The organism is Paenibacillus gyeongsangnamensis (genome assembly GCF_027533625.1).
GTDB classification, from domain to species: Bacteria; Bacillota; Bacilli; order Paenibacillales; family NBRC-103111; genus Paenibacillus_G; species Paenibacillus_G gyeongsangnamensis.
The window spans coordinates 1-16,594 of record NZ_JAQAGZ010000051.1; the positions used below are offsets into that span (position 1 = coordinate 1).

The window sequence follows — 16,594 nt, forward strand, 5'->3', positions numbered from 1 at the left end:
GCATACCTTGATTGGCTCTAGCCTCTGTTCTGCCGAATCTACCTGACTTCGTACCTCATGACCTGTTAGTCATGACTCACGCAGGAGTATTGGCGGAATGGTTTCCGGATACATGGTTCCGTCATTCCCATCCTCGGTTGTAAAGTTAAGATTACTTGATTGTAATCTTCTGCCTTTCACGATGTTTAGTCGCTTATGGCAGAACTTGTCGTACTATCCCGTTAGTTGAGTAGAGGCAGACCATGCCGACTACCTAAGGTGTTTTTCTTTATGGCTCTGTTTAACTCTGATGTTGATTTTTTATTGAATGGGCAGGATAACGCAATGAACTCGAACTAACTCGAGACATACCCAGAGGCCGAAGCTAAGTTAATGATGATTAATTCAGCCGGCGTATGCAAATACTGCAAATACGCCGGCTTTCTTGCGTAATGCGGCATAACTAAAATTAATTCACGGTTGTTGTTTTTTCCAGATGTTCGTCCATTCTTCGGGACAGTACCGGATTTTCGTAGGTCGCTATTTTTGAATCGATGAGCTCAAGGTTTTTCTTCAAATCCTCAATCTGCTTCAACATCTGGATGCGGTGAGCGGTAAGCATTTCTTTCCGTTCGTCGATCGTTCGGCTGCCTTGCGTGCACCAATCACTATACTGCTTCATATCTTTAATCGGCATTCCGGTGTTCTTCAGACAACAAATCAGGGCTACCCACGTAAGATCCAATTCGGTAAAGACCCGATTGCCGGATTTGTTCCTCGAGATAAAGGGCAGAAGACCTTCTTTGTCATAATAACGTAACGTGTGCGCGGACAGGCCGAATTTATCAGCCACCTCGTTGATGGTGTAGTTCATTTTTTTTCACCTTTCCCCTTGACTTAGAGTTAACTCGAAGTGTTACGCTTACTATAGACCACAACGTCCAAACAATCAAGTGGTCAAACATTTTAGTAAAGGAGAAATATACAATGCAAACAATTCAAAAGATCGCGTTAGTAACGGGTGGCAGCCGCGGGCTGGGCAGGAATGCCACCATCGCGCTGTCCCGCAAAGGAATAGACGTCATCGTCACTTATCATTCCCGGAAGGAAGAAGCGGAATCCGTCGTTAAGTTAGTGGAAGGCAACGGCCGCAAAGCTGCCGCGCTGCAGCTTGACGCGGGCGACGTATCCTCCTTCGAAGCGTTTGCGTCCCGACTGTCCGACGTGCTTAAAGAAAAATGGAATCAGGAGCATTTCGACTATTTGATTAACAATGCGGGTATCGGAGTACACGCTCCGCTTGTCGATACAACAGAGGAACAATTTGACAGCTTGATGAATGTGCACTTTAAGGGCGTATTTTTCCTGACGCAGAAATTGATTTCCCGTATTGCCGATAACGGAAGGATCGTCAACGTCTCGACGGGCTTGACCCGGTTTGCGATTGAAGGTTACGGAGCTTATGCGGCCATGAAAGGCGCAATCGAAATATTGACGAAGTATATGGCCAAAGAATGGGGACGCAGAGGCATTCGGGTCAATGCGGTTGCCCCGGGAGCGATCGCTACAGATTTCGGCGGGGGCGCATTGAGGGACAATCAGGGGAGAAGGGACTTTATAGGTTCGCAGACGGCGTTAGGCAGGGTCGGGGAAGCCGACGATATCGGCGGTGTTGTCGCGTCCTTGTGTACTGAGGAGATGGGTTGGGTGAACGCGCAGCGCATCGAGGCTTCCGGCGGCATGTTTCTCTGATCCCGATACTAAATGTATGTATTTGGCGAATAATTCATATACGACCGGTTCTGTGATTCAAATCGAGGGTGGTGCAATCCTGACTGGAATCTAAACAGATTCTTAATGAGGGGAGTATTGTGTCAATCTACATTATTGTCTGATTTGTCTAGTAATACGAAAAATTGGAGGACGATGAAACAGATGAGTAAGAAGCTTATCGTTGTTGTTGGAGCAGGTCCTGGTGTTGGAAACAATGTCGCAAAAAAATTCGGCGCCAATAACTTCCGTGCCGTCCTGATTTCCCGTAACCAGGATGCGCTTGATCAATATGTGAAGGAGCTTAGCTCGGAAGGAATCGAAACTTACGCCTTAGCGGCCGATGTAGCAAGTTCGGCCTCGTTGACGGCAGCTTTTGAACAAATCAAGAATAACTACGGTTCACCCGATGTGCTGGTGTACAACGCTGCTGTTCTGAAAAGCGGACAACCAACTTCTCTGACGGCAGAATCTCTTGTATCTCACTATCAGGTTGACGTAGCCGGTGCCCTGCATTGCGCACTGCAAGTTATCCCGGATCAAGTAGCTCAAAAAGCGGGAACAATCCTCTTCACGGGAGGCGGCTTTGCGCTGCGTCCTTCGGCAAACTACGCTGCTCTTTCCATAGGCAAAGCAGCGCTGCGTACCTTGGCCTTTACTTTGGCTGAAGAACTGAAGCCTCAAGGCGTTTTTGTTGGAACAGTTACGATTGCCGGCATCGTCGCTCCGGGCACTCACTTTGCGCCCGAACTAATCGCAGAGAAATACTGGGAGCTGTATGAAAAACGCGAAGAGCACGAAATTGTGTACAGTTAAGGCGCATGCTTTCTGATTCAAAAAAAGCTCAGGGCTCAGAATCATCTGCACCCTGACTTTAATTTTTCATAACGATAAAAAAATAAAACAGGCTGAACTCTCCTCATTCTATCGGTTCAGCCAGTCTGCGAATCCATCGAGTCAGCATTTTGCCTGTTTAACTTAAAGTACCGAATCAAAACAAGGAATGACTTTCAATGAAAACATGGTTCATCATCGGAGCATCGCGTGGACTTGGTCTTGAGATCGCTCGGGCTGTTTTCGCTGCAGGCGATCAAGTTGTGGCGTCCGGACGCGACCCGGAGAAGGTCAAAGCGGCACTTGGCTCCGCTGACAATCGTGTTCTTGCGGTTGAACTAGATGTCACCGATACAAGTTCAATAAAATCAGCCGTTCATGCTGCTGTTCAGCTATCTCTTCAATTTGCGGTGTAATCGGCTTCGATATAGCTTCAATCTACTGTGCAACTAAGTTTGCGCTGGCGGGATGATCTGAGTCGCTAAGCCTTGAGCTTTCCCGATTTGGCATTAATGCTACTGTCGTATACCCTGGATCTTTCAGGACAGATTTCCTGAACCCGAGTTCCGTCGTACATGCCGATATATCGATCGACGACTATTCTGAAGTATCTGCTGCCGCAAAGAAAGCTAATGATGATAACAATCACCAGCAGGCAGGGGATCCGGTGGCATTTGGCCGTGCAATTGTCGAACTTGCAAACGCCTAGAACCCTCCCGTTAGCTTTGCTGCTGGTTCCGATGCCGTCCAAGTCATGTATGACAAGGCTGTTTCTCTACAGGCAACTACTACAGAATGGCGCGATCTATCGAGCTCGACTGCCATCAGGGATGAACTATACGCATTGTTTTGGAGGACATGCGCAATTATGCTAGTTTGCCGGTTTAAATGAAGAAACAGGAGGCAGCTCCTGTCATCCTGCATCACAATCATATTATAGATAAAGCTATGGATAGGAAGAAGGAAAAATATGAGCCAGACTGTCATCGTTCAAAGCAGACCAACAGAGAAAAAGACTTACCGTCCCATGGTTCTGGCCGCTCTAGTAATATCGATGTTCATGGCGGCCATTGAAATGACGATTATTTCAACCGCAATGCCTAGTATCGTTGGAGAATTGGGCGGATTTTCACTCTACAGTTGGGTATTTTCAGCTTTCTCGTTAATGCAGGCGGTTACGACCCCGATTTATGGGAAACTATCCGACTTGTTCGGCCGCAAACCAATTTTTATAACCGGTATCGTTATTTTTCTGACCGGTTCCATATTGTGCGGTCTTTCGAAGTCTATGATCATGCTCGTCATTTTCCGGTTGATTCAAGGACTTGGCGCAGGCGCTGTTCAGCCCATTGCAATGACAATTGTAGGGGATATGTATACAATCGAAGAGCGTGCAAAAATCCAAGGATATTTCTCGAGTGTATTTGGAATTTCATCCGTAATCGGTCCGCTTGTCGGCGGATTTATCGTTCAATATGCCCACTGGTCATGGATATTTTGGATGAACGTGCCGCTCGGGATTTTGTCCATTGCCGGCGTAGTACTCTTCTTGCACGAAGGCATCGAAAAGCAAAAGCGCTCCATCGATTACGCCGGCTCCGGTTTATTTTTCATATCCATAACGTCCCTGATGATTGTGCTGATTCAAGGCGGCGTAGCTTGGAGCTGGACATCGCCGCAAATTATCGTTTTAATGCTGGTGTTTATACTGGGATCCGGATTGTTTTTGGCGCAAGAGCGCCGTACTTCGGAACCTATGATGCCGCTGCACATCTGGAAAAACCGTTTTATCACCGTAGCCAATACGGCAACATTTACGTCGGGCGCCCTCGTTATTGGACTGACGAGCTTTCTTCCCACTTATATTCAAGGTGTAATGGGCAGCTCAGCGTTCGTTGCCGGCTTTACGTTAACGGTGATGACAGTAGGATGGCCGATCGCCGCGTTGGCGGCAGGGCATTTGATTATAAAAATCGGCATCCGGCCAACGGCTGTGATGGGTGGAATCGCCGCCTTCATCGGCTCGTTGTTTTTCATCACGTTAGATCCTGCCAAAGGACCAATATGGGCAGGCACAGGGTCGTTTATTATCGGAATTGGAATGGGATTGACCAGCTCCACATTTATGATTTCGATTCAAAATAGTGTACAATGGCAAATGCGCGGCGTTGCAACTGCATCCAATATGTTTATGCGCCTGCTAGGCAGCTCGGTCGGAGCCGCATTGCTCGGCGGCGTACTGAACATGAGATTTAAAAGCTTTTTATCAAGCGCGGACAATCCGTTAGGAAAAGCCGTTTCCATGAATTCCATCGACCAGTTGCTGAACTCTGCCGGACCGCATCCAATGCCGGCAAATGAACTGCACGTTGTACAACACGGTTTGACAATCGCCCTTCACAGCGTCTATTGGGGCGTGTTTGCGCTTGCTATTGTTACCATGATAGGAACATTTTTCTTGCCAAAGAAGCACACGAAACAAGTATAATTCGGGTAGTGAATATTTCGGTGTGGTAGAGCCACTTGGTTAATTTATGAGAGCCATGATGTTAACGAAATAGAGCCATCAGGTTAATAAGGAGAGCCATCAGAATATGAGGGCTCTCCCATTTACCGTTTTAACTATCGTACCCGTTTAGCTTGAAGATCAGGCGGTGATTCAATATGTGCCTCGACTTCAAAAATGAATCCCTCAAGGTTTTCGCAGTCAAACAATCGCTCTTTTAACGCCACTAAACAAAAAAATATCCATAAATTCTATCTGATCGTTCAATTTCATTGCATCAATTCGCCTTATTTGGGAAAAAATAATTCCGGTTCAAAATCTCAAGTCATAATTGAAAGGCCAAAAAGATCATGCCATTTGCAGAAATCAACGGGACCACGATGCATTACCGCATTAAGGGTTCGGGTTTGCCGATCATTTTCGTCCACCCCCCCTTACTGGAGGGAAACAACTTCATCTACCAGTTGGAGCAGTTGTCCGATAGCTATCAAATTATCACCTTCGACATCCGTGGTCACGGACAGAGCCGCTATTCCGAGCTTCCCATCTCATTTCAACTGCTGGCCCAGGACATCTGTCAGCTGCTGGATTTTCTCAAGATAAAAAAAGCCTGCATTTGCGGCTATTCGACGGGCGGTTCGGTAGCGTTGGAGACAATACTTGCCTACCCGGATCGATTTTATGGGGGAATTCTCTTAAGCGCTATGTCGGAGGTCAGCGATCCTGTATTGAAAAGCAGGTTTTGGGCATCAATTTATGCTTCTGCCCTTCAGGCCAAAAGACTTTTGACGGCAGCCATCACCTGGGGGAATGCAGACTCGCTGCAAACCTTTAAAAAGCTCTACAGCGGAGCCATGAGAGGAGACATTCGTAACCATAGACAATATTACAGATGCGGCATGAATTATAACTGCACGCAAATCCTGAAATATATACGTGTGCCAATGCTGTTGCTTTACGGTGAAAAAGATTCCGGATTTCATAAGTACGCGAAAATCCTAAAAAAACATCTTCCGTACTCTACCCTATATTTCATTAACAACGCCAAACACCAGTTGCCAACAAAATGGGCAGGCCCAACGAATGGGCTGATTCGCCAGTGGATCGAGGAACAACAGTTTGTGAAGAAACTACTCCCCACTAACAGGAACCAAGATATACCCATCTTCGCATTTGAACCAGCTTCCGTCCAAGAGGAACAGTTTCGGCAGGAATAAAGAACGTTTCAAATCGTTTGGTGATTATTGTAGGTAAAAGCCACCTCTGGTTTCCTAGCTATCTGAATTTGTATCCTGAATTACTCTTTACCCGGATACTTATGTACAAAATCTCTGATTTTATGAACATGTAAAAGGAGCTGCCAAGACGCGCAGCTCCTTCATCGTTTGTATAGAGTTCTTTATTGCACTAATGTAATCCGGGACTTCCGTTCAACTTAAGCGTTCGTTTGCCGTACCGGTTCATGCCAATACCGATTATCCGTGGATAAAACGGATTTCAAAAACCTCCCGGTATGCGACGCATCAACTACGGCTACCTGCTCCGGCGTACCCTGTGCGACGACGGTTCCTCCGTCTTTACCGCCATCCGGTCCCATATCGATCAAGTAATCGGAAACTTTAATCACATCCAGATGATGCTCGATGACAAGCACGGAGTGTCCGTTGTCAACCAGCTGATTCAAACAGTCGATCAGCTTCTGAATATCGTGCAGATGCAGTCCGGTCGTTGGTTCGTCGAGAATATAAAGATTATGCGAGCCGCGCTTCAGCTTACTGATCTCGGTCGCCAATTTAATTCGCTGCGCCTCGCCTCCGGAGAGGGTAGTGGATGATTGGCCGAGCTTGAGATACCCTAACCCCAGTTGATTCAACACATTCAATTTGTGCACAACGTACGGCTGATCGCTGAAAAACGAAACTGCTTCCTCGATGCTCATATCGAGCACCTGTGCGATGTTCTTCCCATTCAGCATCACTTCCAGCACATCGTTGTTGAACCGTGCTCCTTTACAGGACGGACAAACCGATTCGACGTCGGGCATAAACTGAAGCTGCGTCGTTACGATGCCCTCGCCTTGGCAGTGCTCGCATCGGCCGTTTTTCTGATTGAAGCTGAATTCGTTCCTACCGAGTCCGCGTACGCTGGCCTCCTCCGTTTCGGCGAACAGCTCGCGGATCCGGTCAAAAAATCCAACATACGTAGCCGGATTGGAGCGCGTGCTTCGACCGATCGGCGATTGGTCGATGTTGATGATGCCCGCCAAGTGTTCGACGCCTTCGATCGAATCATGCTCACCCGGCACAATTCGCTGGTCATGAAAATGGGAGTATAGCTGCTTAAACATCACTTCATTAATTAGCGTACTCTTGCCGGAGCCAGAAACCCCGGTGACGCAGGTCATTACGCCAAGGGGAATGTCGACGCTCACGTTACGCAGATTGTTCGCTCTCGCACCCTTGATACACAGATATAAGCCCGAAGGAGCCCTCCGCTTGGAAGGAACGTCGATCCTCCTTGCGCCGGTCAGGAAGGCGCCGGTCAGCGAGTCCTTCGCTTTCCGCAGCTGTACGGCCGTGCCCTGCGCGATGATTTGACCTCCCCGCTCGCCGGGACCTGGTCCGATTTCGATGATATAATCCGCGCTGCAGATTGTATCGATATCGTGCTCGACGACGATAATCGTGTTGCCGATATCGCGCAGCTTTTTCAGTGTCTGCACGATCCTCATACTGTCCCTGGCGTGCAAACCTATGCTCGGCTCGTCAAGCACATAGAGCATGCCCATCAGTCCAGAGCTGATCTGCGTGGACAAACGGATGCGCTGTGCCTCTCCACCCGAAATGGTATCCGATCGTCGGCCCAAATTCAAATACTCTAGCCCGATATCGATGAGCAGGTTGAGCCTCGACTGGATTTCACCGGCGATTTGCCCGGCAACCTGCTTCTTTTCTTCCGAGAACGTAACGCTATCTAAAAACGTTTTCAATTCCTTCAGAGGCACGCTGCAAAGATCATGAATATCCCTTCCGCCGATGCGTACGCAAAACCGTTGGGGCTTAAGCTTCTTGCCATTGCAGTCCGGGCACGTGTGCTCCACCATCACCCTTTTGAAAAAGTCGTTGTCCCCGCCGCCGTTTCCGCCTCTCTTTTTCACATGCCACTTGTACCACCGGTTCACCTCATTCACGAGTCCACCGTATTTCCTCAGCTTGCCGGCCTGGCTTTTAGCATGACGAGGATGATCTTCCGTAACCAAAATCGGAAACTGCTCGCCACGGGTTCCATGAAATAAGCGGTCGACAAAATCTTCCGGCAATTCATTAAACGGGGTGTCCAAGCTGTACCCGTAGTGCGCGAATATGCTGTGAAATAGCATTCCTCTATACGATTTCTTCGTGCTGGGGCCGTATATATTATGGTCGAGTGCGCCTTTGCTGACGCTCTTCTCCGGGCTCTTGATCAAAAACCGTTTCTCTGTACGCATGTATGTCCCGATTCCGCCGCACGTCCGGCACGCACTGCCCGGGTCATTGAAAGAAAAATAAGACGGATGCAGCTCACCGATAACGAGATGATGCTTCGGGCAGCCGAAATTTCGGTAGAACGCGTCCATATCGACCGGTGCGCCGCCGCCTGAATGCGTGACTTCGAATCGGATAAAGCCTTCTCCGACCAGCTCCAGGCTGTTCTCAATCGTTTTGGTAAGCGCCTTGAAAAGTGCCGGCGTTACGACCACCTTATCGACGATGACCTCCATCTGATACTCCGCTTCATCATCCAGCTCCAGCGGATCGCTCAGGTTATGGATCTTCCCGTCGATTTTGACGGAGCGGAAGCCTTTGCTCCGGATCTCGTCAAACAAAGTCTGGTAATCTTCGTCGTACAGCTTGAAAATAGGAGCGAGCACTTCGAGCTCTGTTCCAACAGGCAATGTCTGCACATGGTCGATCATTTGATTGACCGACTTCGTCGCGATCGGATGCTGACAAAACGGACAGCACGCTTCACCGGAAGACGCAAACAAAAGACGGAGAAAATCGTACAAATCCGTCATGGTCCCAACTGTGGAGCGCGGGTTTGCGTTACCCTTCTTCTGCTCGATCGCAATGACCGGAGACAGGCCGAACACAAAATCGACGTCCGGTTTTTTCAGCTGGTTCATCCGGCTTTTAGCAAACGTAGACAGTGATTCGAGAAAGCGGCGCTGCCCTTCGCCATAAATCACCTCGAACGCAAGTGAGGATTTACCGGAGCCGCTCACGCCTGTAATAACCGTCAATTTATCCCGGGGGATGTTGACGTCGATATTTTTCAGATTGTTTTGCCTAGCGCCTCTTACCTCGATACTCGTTTTCATTGCTTGGTGCCACTCCTTTTTAATTTATGTAAAATCGTCTTCTTCCTCGAGCATATAGGCCGGTTCATCCAAATAAACTCTGCTTTTCGGTGTAGCCTTCGCTTCGGTGGGGAGCAGCAACATATGTCCGCGGTTAACAAGCCAGCTGCAGGCCATCTCCAGTGCTCCTGCTTCAAGCCGGACGACCGTCCCCAGCCTTTCCGCCATTTCGGAGATCGAGCGGACATCCTGCTCCTGCTTCAGGTAATCTAGGATCGGACGGAACATCTCCAGCTCCCGCTCTTGCATAAACTGAACAATTCGTTCAAGTGTTGCTTTGACCTTCTCCTTATCCACAGAACCGCCAACCAGCCCGACGTATACGTCCCGAAAAAAATCCGGATTGAACCTCATCGCCTGCTGCACGGATTCACGCATCGGAACCTCGCCGTTTCGAATCACTTCGATTTGCGCCAGCGTATCTATCATTTTGATCATCCAAAATGCGCTGTACAGTTCGTCTTCCTTGATATAGAGCCATTTCTCCGCTTTAGCAAGGGCACCGAGCACAAAACAGCCAAGCTGCAAAAGCTGGAGCTGCCGGTCACGCTCACCGATATAGCGAATATTCGCAAAGTATTCTTCCAGCGACTTATCCTTCGTGAACAGCAGCGTCCCCCGCAGCAGATAGGAATGATTGAAAGAGGTGGACACCGATTTCTCCACCCACCGTTTGAATTCATCGCGGGTTTGGATGCTTGCGTTAATGGTGATATCGTTTTCAACAAAACACATACCGTGCTTGATCAGCTTTTGATCTTGTACAATCAGTTTCATATCGATATCGGATTTTTCCCACACCTGGTCATAAGAAAGACTGCCAAGCAAAATGGCTGCAATGATCTGATCATCGTTCCTAGTCCTCTCCACAAATGCCTGCAAAGCTTCTTTGTATATGGCGTTGATTGTTGAGTTATCCATTCTCATCAAAAATCACTCCTATATTCATGATCTTTACCTCCTAATTTAATTCTGAGTAACAATACTTTCATAATTTTCCCATGTTCTGTATCTTTGTCTATTCGATAAATCATTGAAGTATCCTGCCCGTTACCTCAATGAAAAAGAGGTATTCTCGGCACGATTGGGCAATTTACAATGACCGACGCATCCAAAAACGGAATCTACGGGCAATAAGGAAAAAGGATAGCATGGTCCAAGAAACCTCGGACTCGCTATCCTTATTTTGTATTTCTATCATCACTATTTAAATCGTCTAGCACCCCATTTTAATACACATCACGTTGGTAACGCCCTTGCTCTTGCATATCATTTAAATACGCTTCTGCTGCTTCACGGGTCATCGAACCTTCTTTTTCAATAACGCTAATTAGAGTGTTGTGGACGTCTTTCGCCATATATTGCTTATCTCCACAAACGTAGAAGTATGCTCCATTTTTTAGCCAATCAAACAATTCTCTACTGTTTTCAAGCATTTTATGCTGTACATATACTTTTTCCGCCGAATCACGGGAGAATGCAACATCTAGTCTTGTCAATACCCCATCTTTTTGATATTTTTCCAGCTCGTTTTGATACAAGAAATCCGATGCTGAATGCTGATCTCCAAAAAATAGCCATGATCTACCTGATGCTTCATTCACTGCACGTTCCTGGATAAACGAACGGAATGGTGCAATACCTGTTCCTGGACCAACCATAATAACATCTTTATCTTGAAAATCTGGTAGATTAAAGTGTTTGTTTTGTTGAATAAATACTGGAAGCGTATCTCCTTCTTGAAGACGTTCAGCACATAAAACAGAACAAACTCCTTTGCGCTCCCTTCCGTGAGCTGTGTAGCGCACAGCACCGATGGTTAGATGCACTTCCTCAGGATTAGCGGTAATGCTGCTAGCAATTGAATATAGCCGCGGCGGCATTTTTCTTAATAAAGAGACAATCTCTTGGGCAGAAGCTTTCCATGGACCAAAATCTCGTAACAAATCGAGCAAATCACGTCCGTCGATATATGCCTTCAGTTGAGTAAGATTTTCATCGGATACCAGCTTTTGTAGCTCTTCATTTTCTGATAGTTCCGCTGCCTGCTGGATCATTTTTTTCGTCAATAACGTAATTTCAAAGTGTGTTGCTAACGCTTCTTTTAAGGGAAGAGTATCCCCTTGCTTATTAACTGAAACAGATAGTTCTGCATTCCATTTCATTTCCTCAAGAAGGGAAGCCACTAGTTCCGGATCATTTTCAGGGATAATACCGAGGCAATCACCTGGGATATATGAGAGCTCGGATCCTTTTAACGATAGCTCGAGATGCCTCGTTTCTTTATTAGAACCTGCCCCATTTAAATTTACATTTTTGAGAACTTTCGCTTGAAATGGATTAGTTCTTGAATATGTTGTTGGCACTACAGTAGAAGATTGCATAAATTCACCTCAAATAATTGTTTATTATGTAGGATAGCACAAGAAGAGAAAATCAGATATGTCTTTTCTCGCACATTTTTCATTATTGACATTTATTAAGTTAATAGTCTTATTACAGTTCGTTAATTCAACTAAAACTTACTTATTTTTATTATACAATCGGCTTGATCCATAGCTGTAATTGTTTTAAGCTTTATCCTATACAATTGATCTCCCCATACCTCTCTCATGACTTCGTCCTCAAGCGATTTTTTGTCCGACGAAACCACAAACATTTCTCCGTTGTATCGGATTATTACCTTATTGTGATCCTGATCTTGCAAGACAATGCTTCCTGTTACTTCGATTTGCGGCGGGTGCGGCGTCATTAATATCAGTGCAATATCGTCTGTCACACGTTTCAATTGAAAGCTGTCCTTGATTTCAATACAAGGGTACGAATCACGATGGAGACTTATTGAACGTATCCAGCTTTTAATCTCGGCAGAATGGGGATAGGCTGCCGCGATGTTCATCGATAACGATCCTAGCTTATCTTCTTTGTGATAATGGACATCAGTAGCTTTATACTGTTTTCCTTCCAGTTGTTGCACCCCATTTACAATAGGAAGATTGTGATAAGCCGATTGCATCGTCCATATTGTATATCGCTCTTTAAAGAAAGATTTTGATGTGTATGTCCCTACACCAGGATCTATAATCATCGGGGAGCCATCACAATATACGATGAATTGGCCGATGTCATTGTGATTATGGCTTTCATCGTTGTGCCCTCCCTTAGCGGCGAGGTACAGCCCCTTGGAGGAGCCCTCCTGTTCCCGTGCCGCCATTACTTGTATCCCGTCAAACCACGCATCCCTGATGTAAGGAGATTCTCCGGTATAATGCTCTATTTCGGTATAGTTGAATAAAGCCGGCAATAATCGAAACATTGACGAAAACTCTAGATCGGTTGCTCCCTCTCTCTTTTTCTTCTGCACCATTGCTCCCAGTCCAGACAGTCTGGCATCTTCAATACGTCGCCCAAATCGGTATATAAGTTCAGCGGGGATATGTACTTTTGCCGAGCTGTCAGCAAAGTTGGCGTAAAAGGATTCGTCAATATAAGCCTTGTAAATGTAACGACCTATTTGTTGAATAAGAGGCTCTTGGTATACATCAATCTTTCCTCCGGAGACGCCGTAAAGCAGTTCTAGACAATCGAATAGAGTTCCTGCCGCATATACCCAATATTTGGGTCCTTCCTCACAACCGCCGTCTAAATGGAGACGTTGAATATAATTATCCAGACTCTGCATCGTCTTTACCACCGCTGCTTCACGACGCTGCGGGTCGTCTTCCAAGAGCAAAAATGCAGATAAGCAATTTGAATTACACCACGGATTCCAATTGTTAAGCATCCTCTCTTGATTGAATCCCATCCACCAGAAATCAGTCCGGTTTAGATATGGATCAAGAATCCGTTTTTTAACTTCGAGATGTATACGCTCGCAGACCATAATACTAATTTCATCCAATTTGGTTTTCAGCAGATAATACGTCCAGGCGAGTAGTGCCGCAGTCTCGGCCGAGAACAATTCAATGATCTGATCAGACACATCTGGAAGCGGATCTTGTCTCTTCATCATATAGCCATTTCCCGGGATACCCCAGAATGTTTCTTCACAAATACACCAAATCCCATTGACGATGTCATCAATAAAGCGCCCTTGATTCTCGATACATTCGGCAATGACCAAAGAAGCCAGGTCCTGTCTTCGCTTCCATGAAACTGTGTCATATCCAACACGATTACCGGTCCTGCTGTAATCCATATATTGAGTGGCTGTAATGGTAGGCCAAGAATAATTGAGCTTACCCTCACCTTTATCGATCCAAGATTCCTTAAGACATGCTGGCATTCTACTCCATTTATTACGCTCCTCAATTGTAGGAAACGGCTTGTAATTTTCACGCGAATGTAGAATCTCGATAAGATATCCAGTAACATAACGCTCTGATAACATTGACATCATCCTCTACTAAAATAATAGTGGATTACTAAGCATTTGCTTTAATTATACGAAGACTTCCTAATATCATGATACTTAACTGTGAGCTTTATATAAAGGCAACAAATATTGAAAAGCAAACACCAAAAAGACCAGCGAACATAGCGCCGGTCCGTGTTTTTATAATTGAAGGGGTTTATTAATACTATTTTTCTCTTTAATAACCAATAAAACACCAGTGAGGATCAAGATAGAGCCAATCCAAAACGTTACACCTATGTTTTCTCCAAGAATAAGCCACCCAAGTGCTGTCCCAACCACTGGTTGAAAGAAGAAAAATAGGCTCCCGCTTGAGGCGTTAAGCATTTGTAATCCACGATTCCACAGTAGAAATCCACCTGCTGTTGAGACAATGCCCAAATACAAGACTCCTCCCCAAATAGTCGGGTGAGTCAATTGAGAAATATTAATTACGTGTAACCGTGGCAAAACAAAAGGGGTCAACACAATTAGGGCTACCAGGGTGGATAGGACGATACCACAATTTGTGAATAATCATTCGGCACGCGCTTTACAAGTACAGACATGAGTGCCCATGTTAGTCCACATGACCAACTCCAACAATGAGAAAAACCCCAATTGTCGCTAAACAATCAGAAAGTCCCTTTTTTAAAGTTAACCGTTCTTTAAGGAGTAGGCGAGCAAAAATAACCATAAATGCTGGTGTTGAGGAAGTTATAATGGCTCCCATTTGTGCTGAGGACAGCATTGTACCCGTTTCCTGAGTAACAATCGAAATGGCATTACCAATTACACCAATAGCTATGATTATTAAGAAATCACTTTTATGGATTCGCCATTTTTGTCGTGTTATCATGCCTACCATGAGTAGTGCTACAATAGCCACTAAATAACGCATCCACACCAGTTCCAGTGGAGGTGTGACCGATGCTACAATTTTAACTACAACGTACATACCACCCCAAATACTGGAAGCTAAAGCTAAATATATAGAACCTAATAAGGTATTTTTCATTTTTTGTTCCCTCCGTCTTTAGTTAAGGTCAAGCTAGCCCCTAACGGAGAGATGTAGTCAACTTCACTCCACTAAGGGCGTAAAAGTGCTACTGGTACATCGTTTTCAAATAATGGAGTCAGATACATTTAAATTCACCTCTAATCCAATCTAACTACAATAATAATACGTGTTTTATAGTAACAAATTATATTCTATTTGAACAGACAAACTGCCTTTAGTAAATCTTATTTATCGAACTATCCTGTCCGTTAACGCAACAACGGCTGCCTCGCGGCAGCCGTTTTGGTTTGAACTATCGTACCCGTCAGCTTAATCATCTATTGCGTGGATTTTAAAATATTTCTTTAGCATCGACAGGTAATTTTCTAACGTGCCTAAGATATTCCGTAATATTTTGATCATCATCAACTGGATAAGCATACATAAATTTCTCAGCGACATCTTTGGCTAAAGCACGAAACAGTTCACAGGTCGTAAATATTGAATTCCATACATTTTCGTAGTTGCCGTCAGAATAGGTTCCTTTATACATATCCCGTACGACTCTGGAAGATACTTTTTGAAATACTTTCCAAACTTTCCCGTTGAAACGTGAAAGTCATGTTTTGTGCCAATCCACCATGATATCATCTTATGAAGTGACACCCTGGTGGTCTGTTCGAACATTAGTTTCGCGTATGGTAATTCGTCTCGCCAGATTCCTTTCGCAACGTTTTGCAAACACCACCAAAAATTATTAGTACAACTAATGAAATCCCCTTCTGTTGGGCTTTTCACATGGTAATCAATATCTGTTGGAGCAGGAATGTGTGGTAAACAGTCATCTTTATCTAACAATGGAACTGTAAGTTTATCATTACCATAATCAGCAATCATTGCTTCTTTTGTTTTAAGGTGAAGGTCTATACGATTTCCATCTTGAAATAGCACCTGAATCCGTGAAAAATTGTTGAAAGTAGCTTCTTCAAGCTCACCCCGCAAGGGTTTCGTGGAAATTACGGAACGACAGATTCTAGAGCAAAACAACTGCAGGTGCAAACAGACCTACCCTTTCGGGAAGCCTAATCTTAACTTGAAGAAGGTTGCTTGTCAGCCCGACAGCGCCATATAGATGCGGCGAAAGGTCGGGAACCAAGGACTGTGACGACCAAATCGCAACTTGGTTTCCCGAGCATGCTGAACCAATCGGGAGGCTAGCCAGATCAGGTTTTCAATCACCGTTCGAACCCGCCGCCTTGTAACTTTCGTCTTCACTGGAGCGTCCGGCGCTTGCAGAGAGATTTGACCGATGGCTAGCAGCAAATTGTAAGCGAACAACCCCGCGCACAGCACCAGATCGTTGGTAGCAAACTTTCCTGAAGGCAGACGCTCCAAGTTCAAATCGGTTTTAAGCTCACTATGGAATTGTTCGCTTGTCGCGTGGTCCCGATACAGATTAACGATTTGGGAAGGAGCACAAGAGAGTGTTGTCCAATATACTTCTGCTTCCACAATTGGCGTAAGCAGAATTTGCCCGTCAGCTTCGATGGTTCGCTCCGTTACGCGGTAAACGCCCCGAATGGGACGTATTAATTTTTTGTCATTCCAGCTCATTGCACCGAGATAGACGCGCTTACCGTCCCGTTCTTCGCAGCACATGCCATCTTGCTTGGCAATCACCAGCCACTCTTCCGGTGACTCACGACGCAAATT

Annotated in this window: 11 protein-coding genes and 2 pseudogenes; 5 read left to right on the forward strand and 8 right to left on the reverse strand. The window is 45.7% G+C overall.

Annotated features, from left to right (window positions below):
- Positions 1–448: 448 nt before the first annotated feature.
- Positions 449–853 (reverse strand): MerR family transcriptional regulator, encoded by a 405-nt coding sequence (locus tag O9H85_RS36640; protein ID WP_269886270.1) that lies wholly within the window; start codon positions 851–853, stop codon positions 449–451.
- A 113-nt stretch (positions 854–966) separates the two neighbouring features.
- Between O9H85_RS36640 and O9H85_RS36645 the strand changes: the two genes are divergently transcribed.
- The 5 genes from O9H85_RS36645 (at position 967) to O9H85_RS36665 (ending at position 6,306) form a co-directional block, all read left to right on the forward strand.
- Positions 967–1,731: an SDR family oxidoreductase gene (locus O9H85_RS36645; RefSeq protein ID WP_269886271.1), complete on the forward strand. Its 765-nt coding sequence runs from the start codon at positions 967–969 to the stop codon at positions 1,729–1,731.
- A gap of 183 nt (positions 1,732–1,914) precedes the next feature.
- Positions 1,915–2,565: an SDR family NAD(P)-dependent oxidoreductase gene (locus O9H85_RS36650; protein ID WP_269886272.1), complete on the forward strand. Its 651-nt coding sequence runs from the start codon at positions 1,915–1,917 to the stop codon at positions 2,563–2,565.
- A gap of 197 nt (positions 2,566–2,762) precedes the next feature.
- On the forward strand, positions 2,763–2,999 hold the full coding sequence (locus O9H85_RS36655) for an SDR family NAD(P)-dependent oxidoreductase (protein ID WP_269886273.1): 237 nt from the start codon (positions 2,763–2,765) through the stop codon (positions 2,997–2,999).
- Positions 3,000–3,553: 554 nt separating this feature from the next.
- Positions 3,554–5,071 (forward strand): MDR family MFS transporter, encoded by a 1,518-nt coding sequence (locus O9H85_RS36660; protein WP_269886274.1) that lies wholly within the window; start codon positions 3,554–3,556, stop codon positions 5,069–5,071.
- A 368-nt stretch (positions 5,072–5,439) separates the two neighbouring features.
- The gene (locus O9H85_RS36665) at positions 5,440–6,306 is read left to right on the forward strand and encodes an alpha/beta fold hydrolase (RefSeq protein ID WP_269886275.1); all 867 of its coding nucleotides are present in this window, start codon (positions 5,440–5,442) and stop codon (positions 6,304–6,306) included.
- 218 nt (positions 6,307–6,524) lie between these two features.
- Here O9H85_RS36665 and uvrA read toward each other — a convergent pair whose 3' ends face one another.
- The 7 genes and pseudogenes from uvrA to O9H85_RS36700 form a co-directional block, all read right to left on the reverse strand.
- Positions 6,525–9,449, reverse strand: a complete 2,925-nt coding sequence (gene uvrA, locus O9H85_RS36670) for an excinuclease ABC subunit UvrA (RefSeq protein ID WP_269886276.1) — start codon at positions 9,447–9,449, stop codon at positions 6,525–6,527.
- A gap of 24 nt (positions 9,450–9,473) precedes the next feature.
- Positions 9,474–10,415 carry a hypothetical protein gene (locus O9H85_RS36675; protein ID WP_269886277.1) on the reverse strand — a complete coding sequence of 314 codons (942 nt, stop codon included), beginning with the start codon at positions 10,413–10,415 and terminating at the stop codon, positions 9,474–9,476.
- Positions 10,416–10,717: 302 nt separating this feature from the next.
- A complete protein-coding gene (locus O9H85_RS36680) occupies positions 10,718–11,872 on the reverse strand; it encodes a sulfite reductase subunit alpha (protein WP_269886278.1) in 1,155 nt (384 codons plus the stop codon).
- A gap of 131 nt (positions 11,873–12,003) precedes the next feature.
- Positions 12,004–13,878 (reverse strand): heparinase II/III domain-containing protein, encoded by a 1,875-nt coding sequence (locus O9H85_RS36685; RefSeq protein ID WP_269886279.1) that lies wholly within the window; start codon positions 13,876–13,878, stop codon positions 12,004–12,006.
- 165 nt (positions 13,879–14,043) lie between these two features.
- Positions 14,044–14,899: pseudogene (locus tag O9H85_RS36690) on the reverse strand (DMT family transporter).
- A 334-nt stretch (positions 14,900–15,233) separates the two neighbouring features.
- A pseudogene (locus O9H85_RS36695) lies at positions 15,234–15,856 on the reverse strand (aminoglycoside 6-adenylyltransferase); the annotation flags it as partial.
- 135 nt (positions 15,857–15,991) lie between these two features.
- Positions 15,992–16,594: transposase (locus O9H85_RS36700; RefSeq protein ID WP_269886280.1), on the reverse strand; the 603-nt coding region annotated here is incomplete at its 5' end.

Excerpts from the sequence above, each read along its gene's own strand:
- O9H85_RS36655 (WP_269886273.1), top strand. The coding sequence starts at position 2,763 with ATGAAAACATGGTTCATCATCGGAGCATCGCGTGGACTTGGTCTTGAG.
- O9H85_RS36665 (WP_269886275.1), top strand. The coding sequence starts at position 5,440 with ATGCCATTTGCAGAAATCAACGGGACCACGATGCATTACCGCATTAAG.
- O9H85_RS36685 (WP_269886279.1), bottom strand. The coding sequence starts at position 13,878 with ATGTTATCAGAGCGTTATGTTACTGGATATCTTATCGAGATTCTACAT.
- O9H85_RS36675 (WP_269886277.1), bottom strand. The coding sequence starts at position 10,415 with ATGAGAATGGATAACTCAACAATCAACGCCATATACAAAGAAGCTTTG.
- O9H85_RS36660 (WP_269886274.1), top strand. The coding sequence starts at position 3,554 with ATGAGCCAGACTGTCATCGTTCAAAGCAGACCAACAGAGAAAAAGACT.
- O9H85_RS36680 (WP_269886278.1), bottom strand. The coding sequence starts at position 11,872 with ATGCAATCTTCTACTGTAGTGCCAACAACATATTCAAGAACTAATCCA.
- O9H85_RS36640 (WP_269886270.1), bottom strand. The coding sequence starts at position 853 with ATGAACTACACCATCAACGAGGTGGCTGATAAATTCGGCCTGTCCGCG.
- O9H85_RS36650 (WP_269886272.1), top strand. The coding sequence starts at position 1,915 with ATGAGTAAGAAGCTTATCGTTGTTGTTGGAGCAGGTCCTGGTGTTGGA.
- uvrA (WP_269886276.1), bottom strand. The coding sequence starts at position 9,449 with ATGAAAACGAGTATCGAGGTAAGAGGCGCTAGGCAAAACAATCTGAAA.
- O9H85_RS36645 (WP_269886271.1), top strand. The coding sequence starts at position 967 with ATGCAAACAATTCAAAAGATCGCGTTAGTAACGGGTGGCAGCCGCGGG.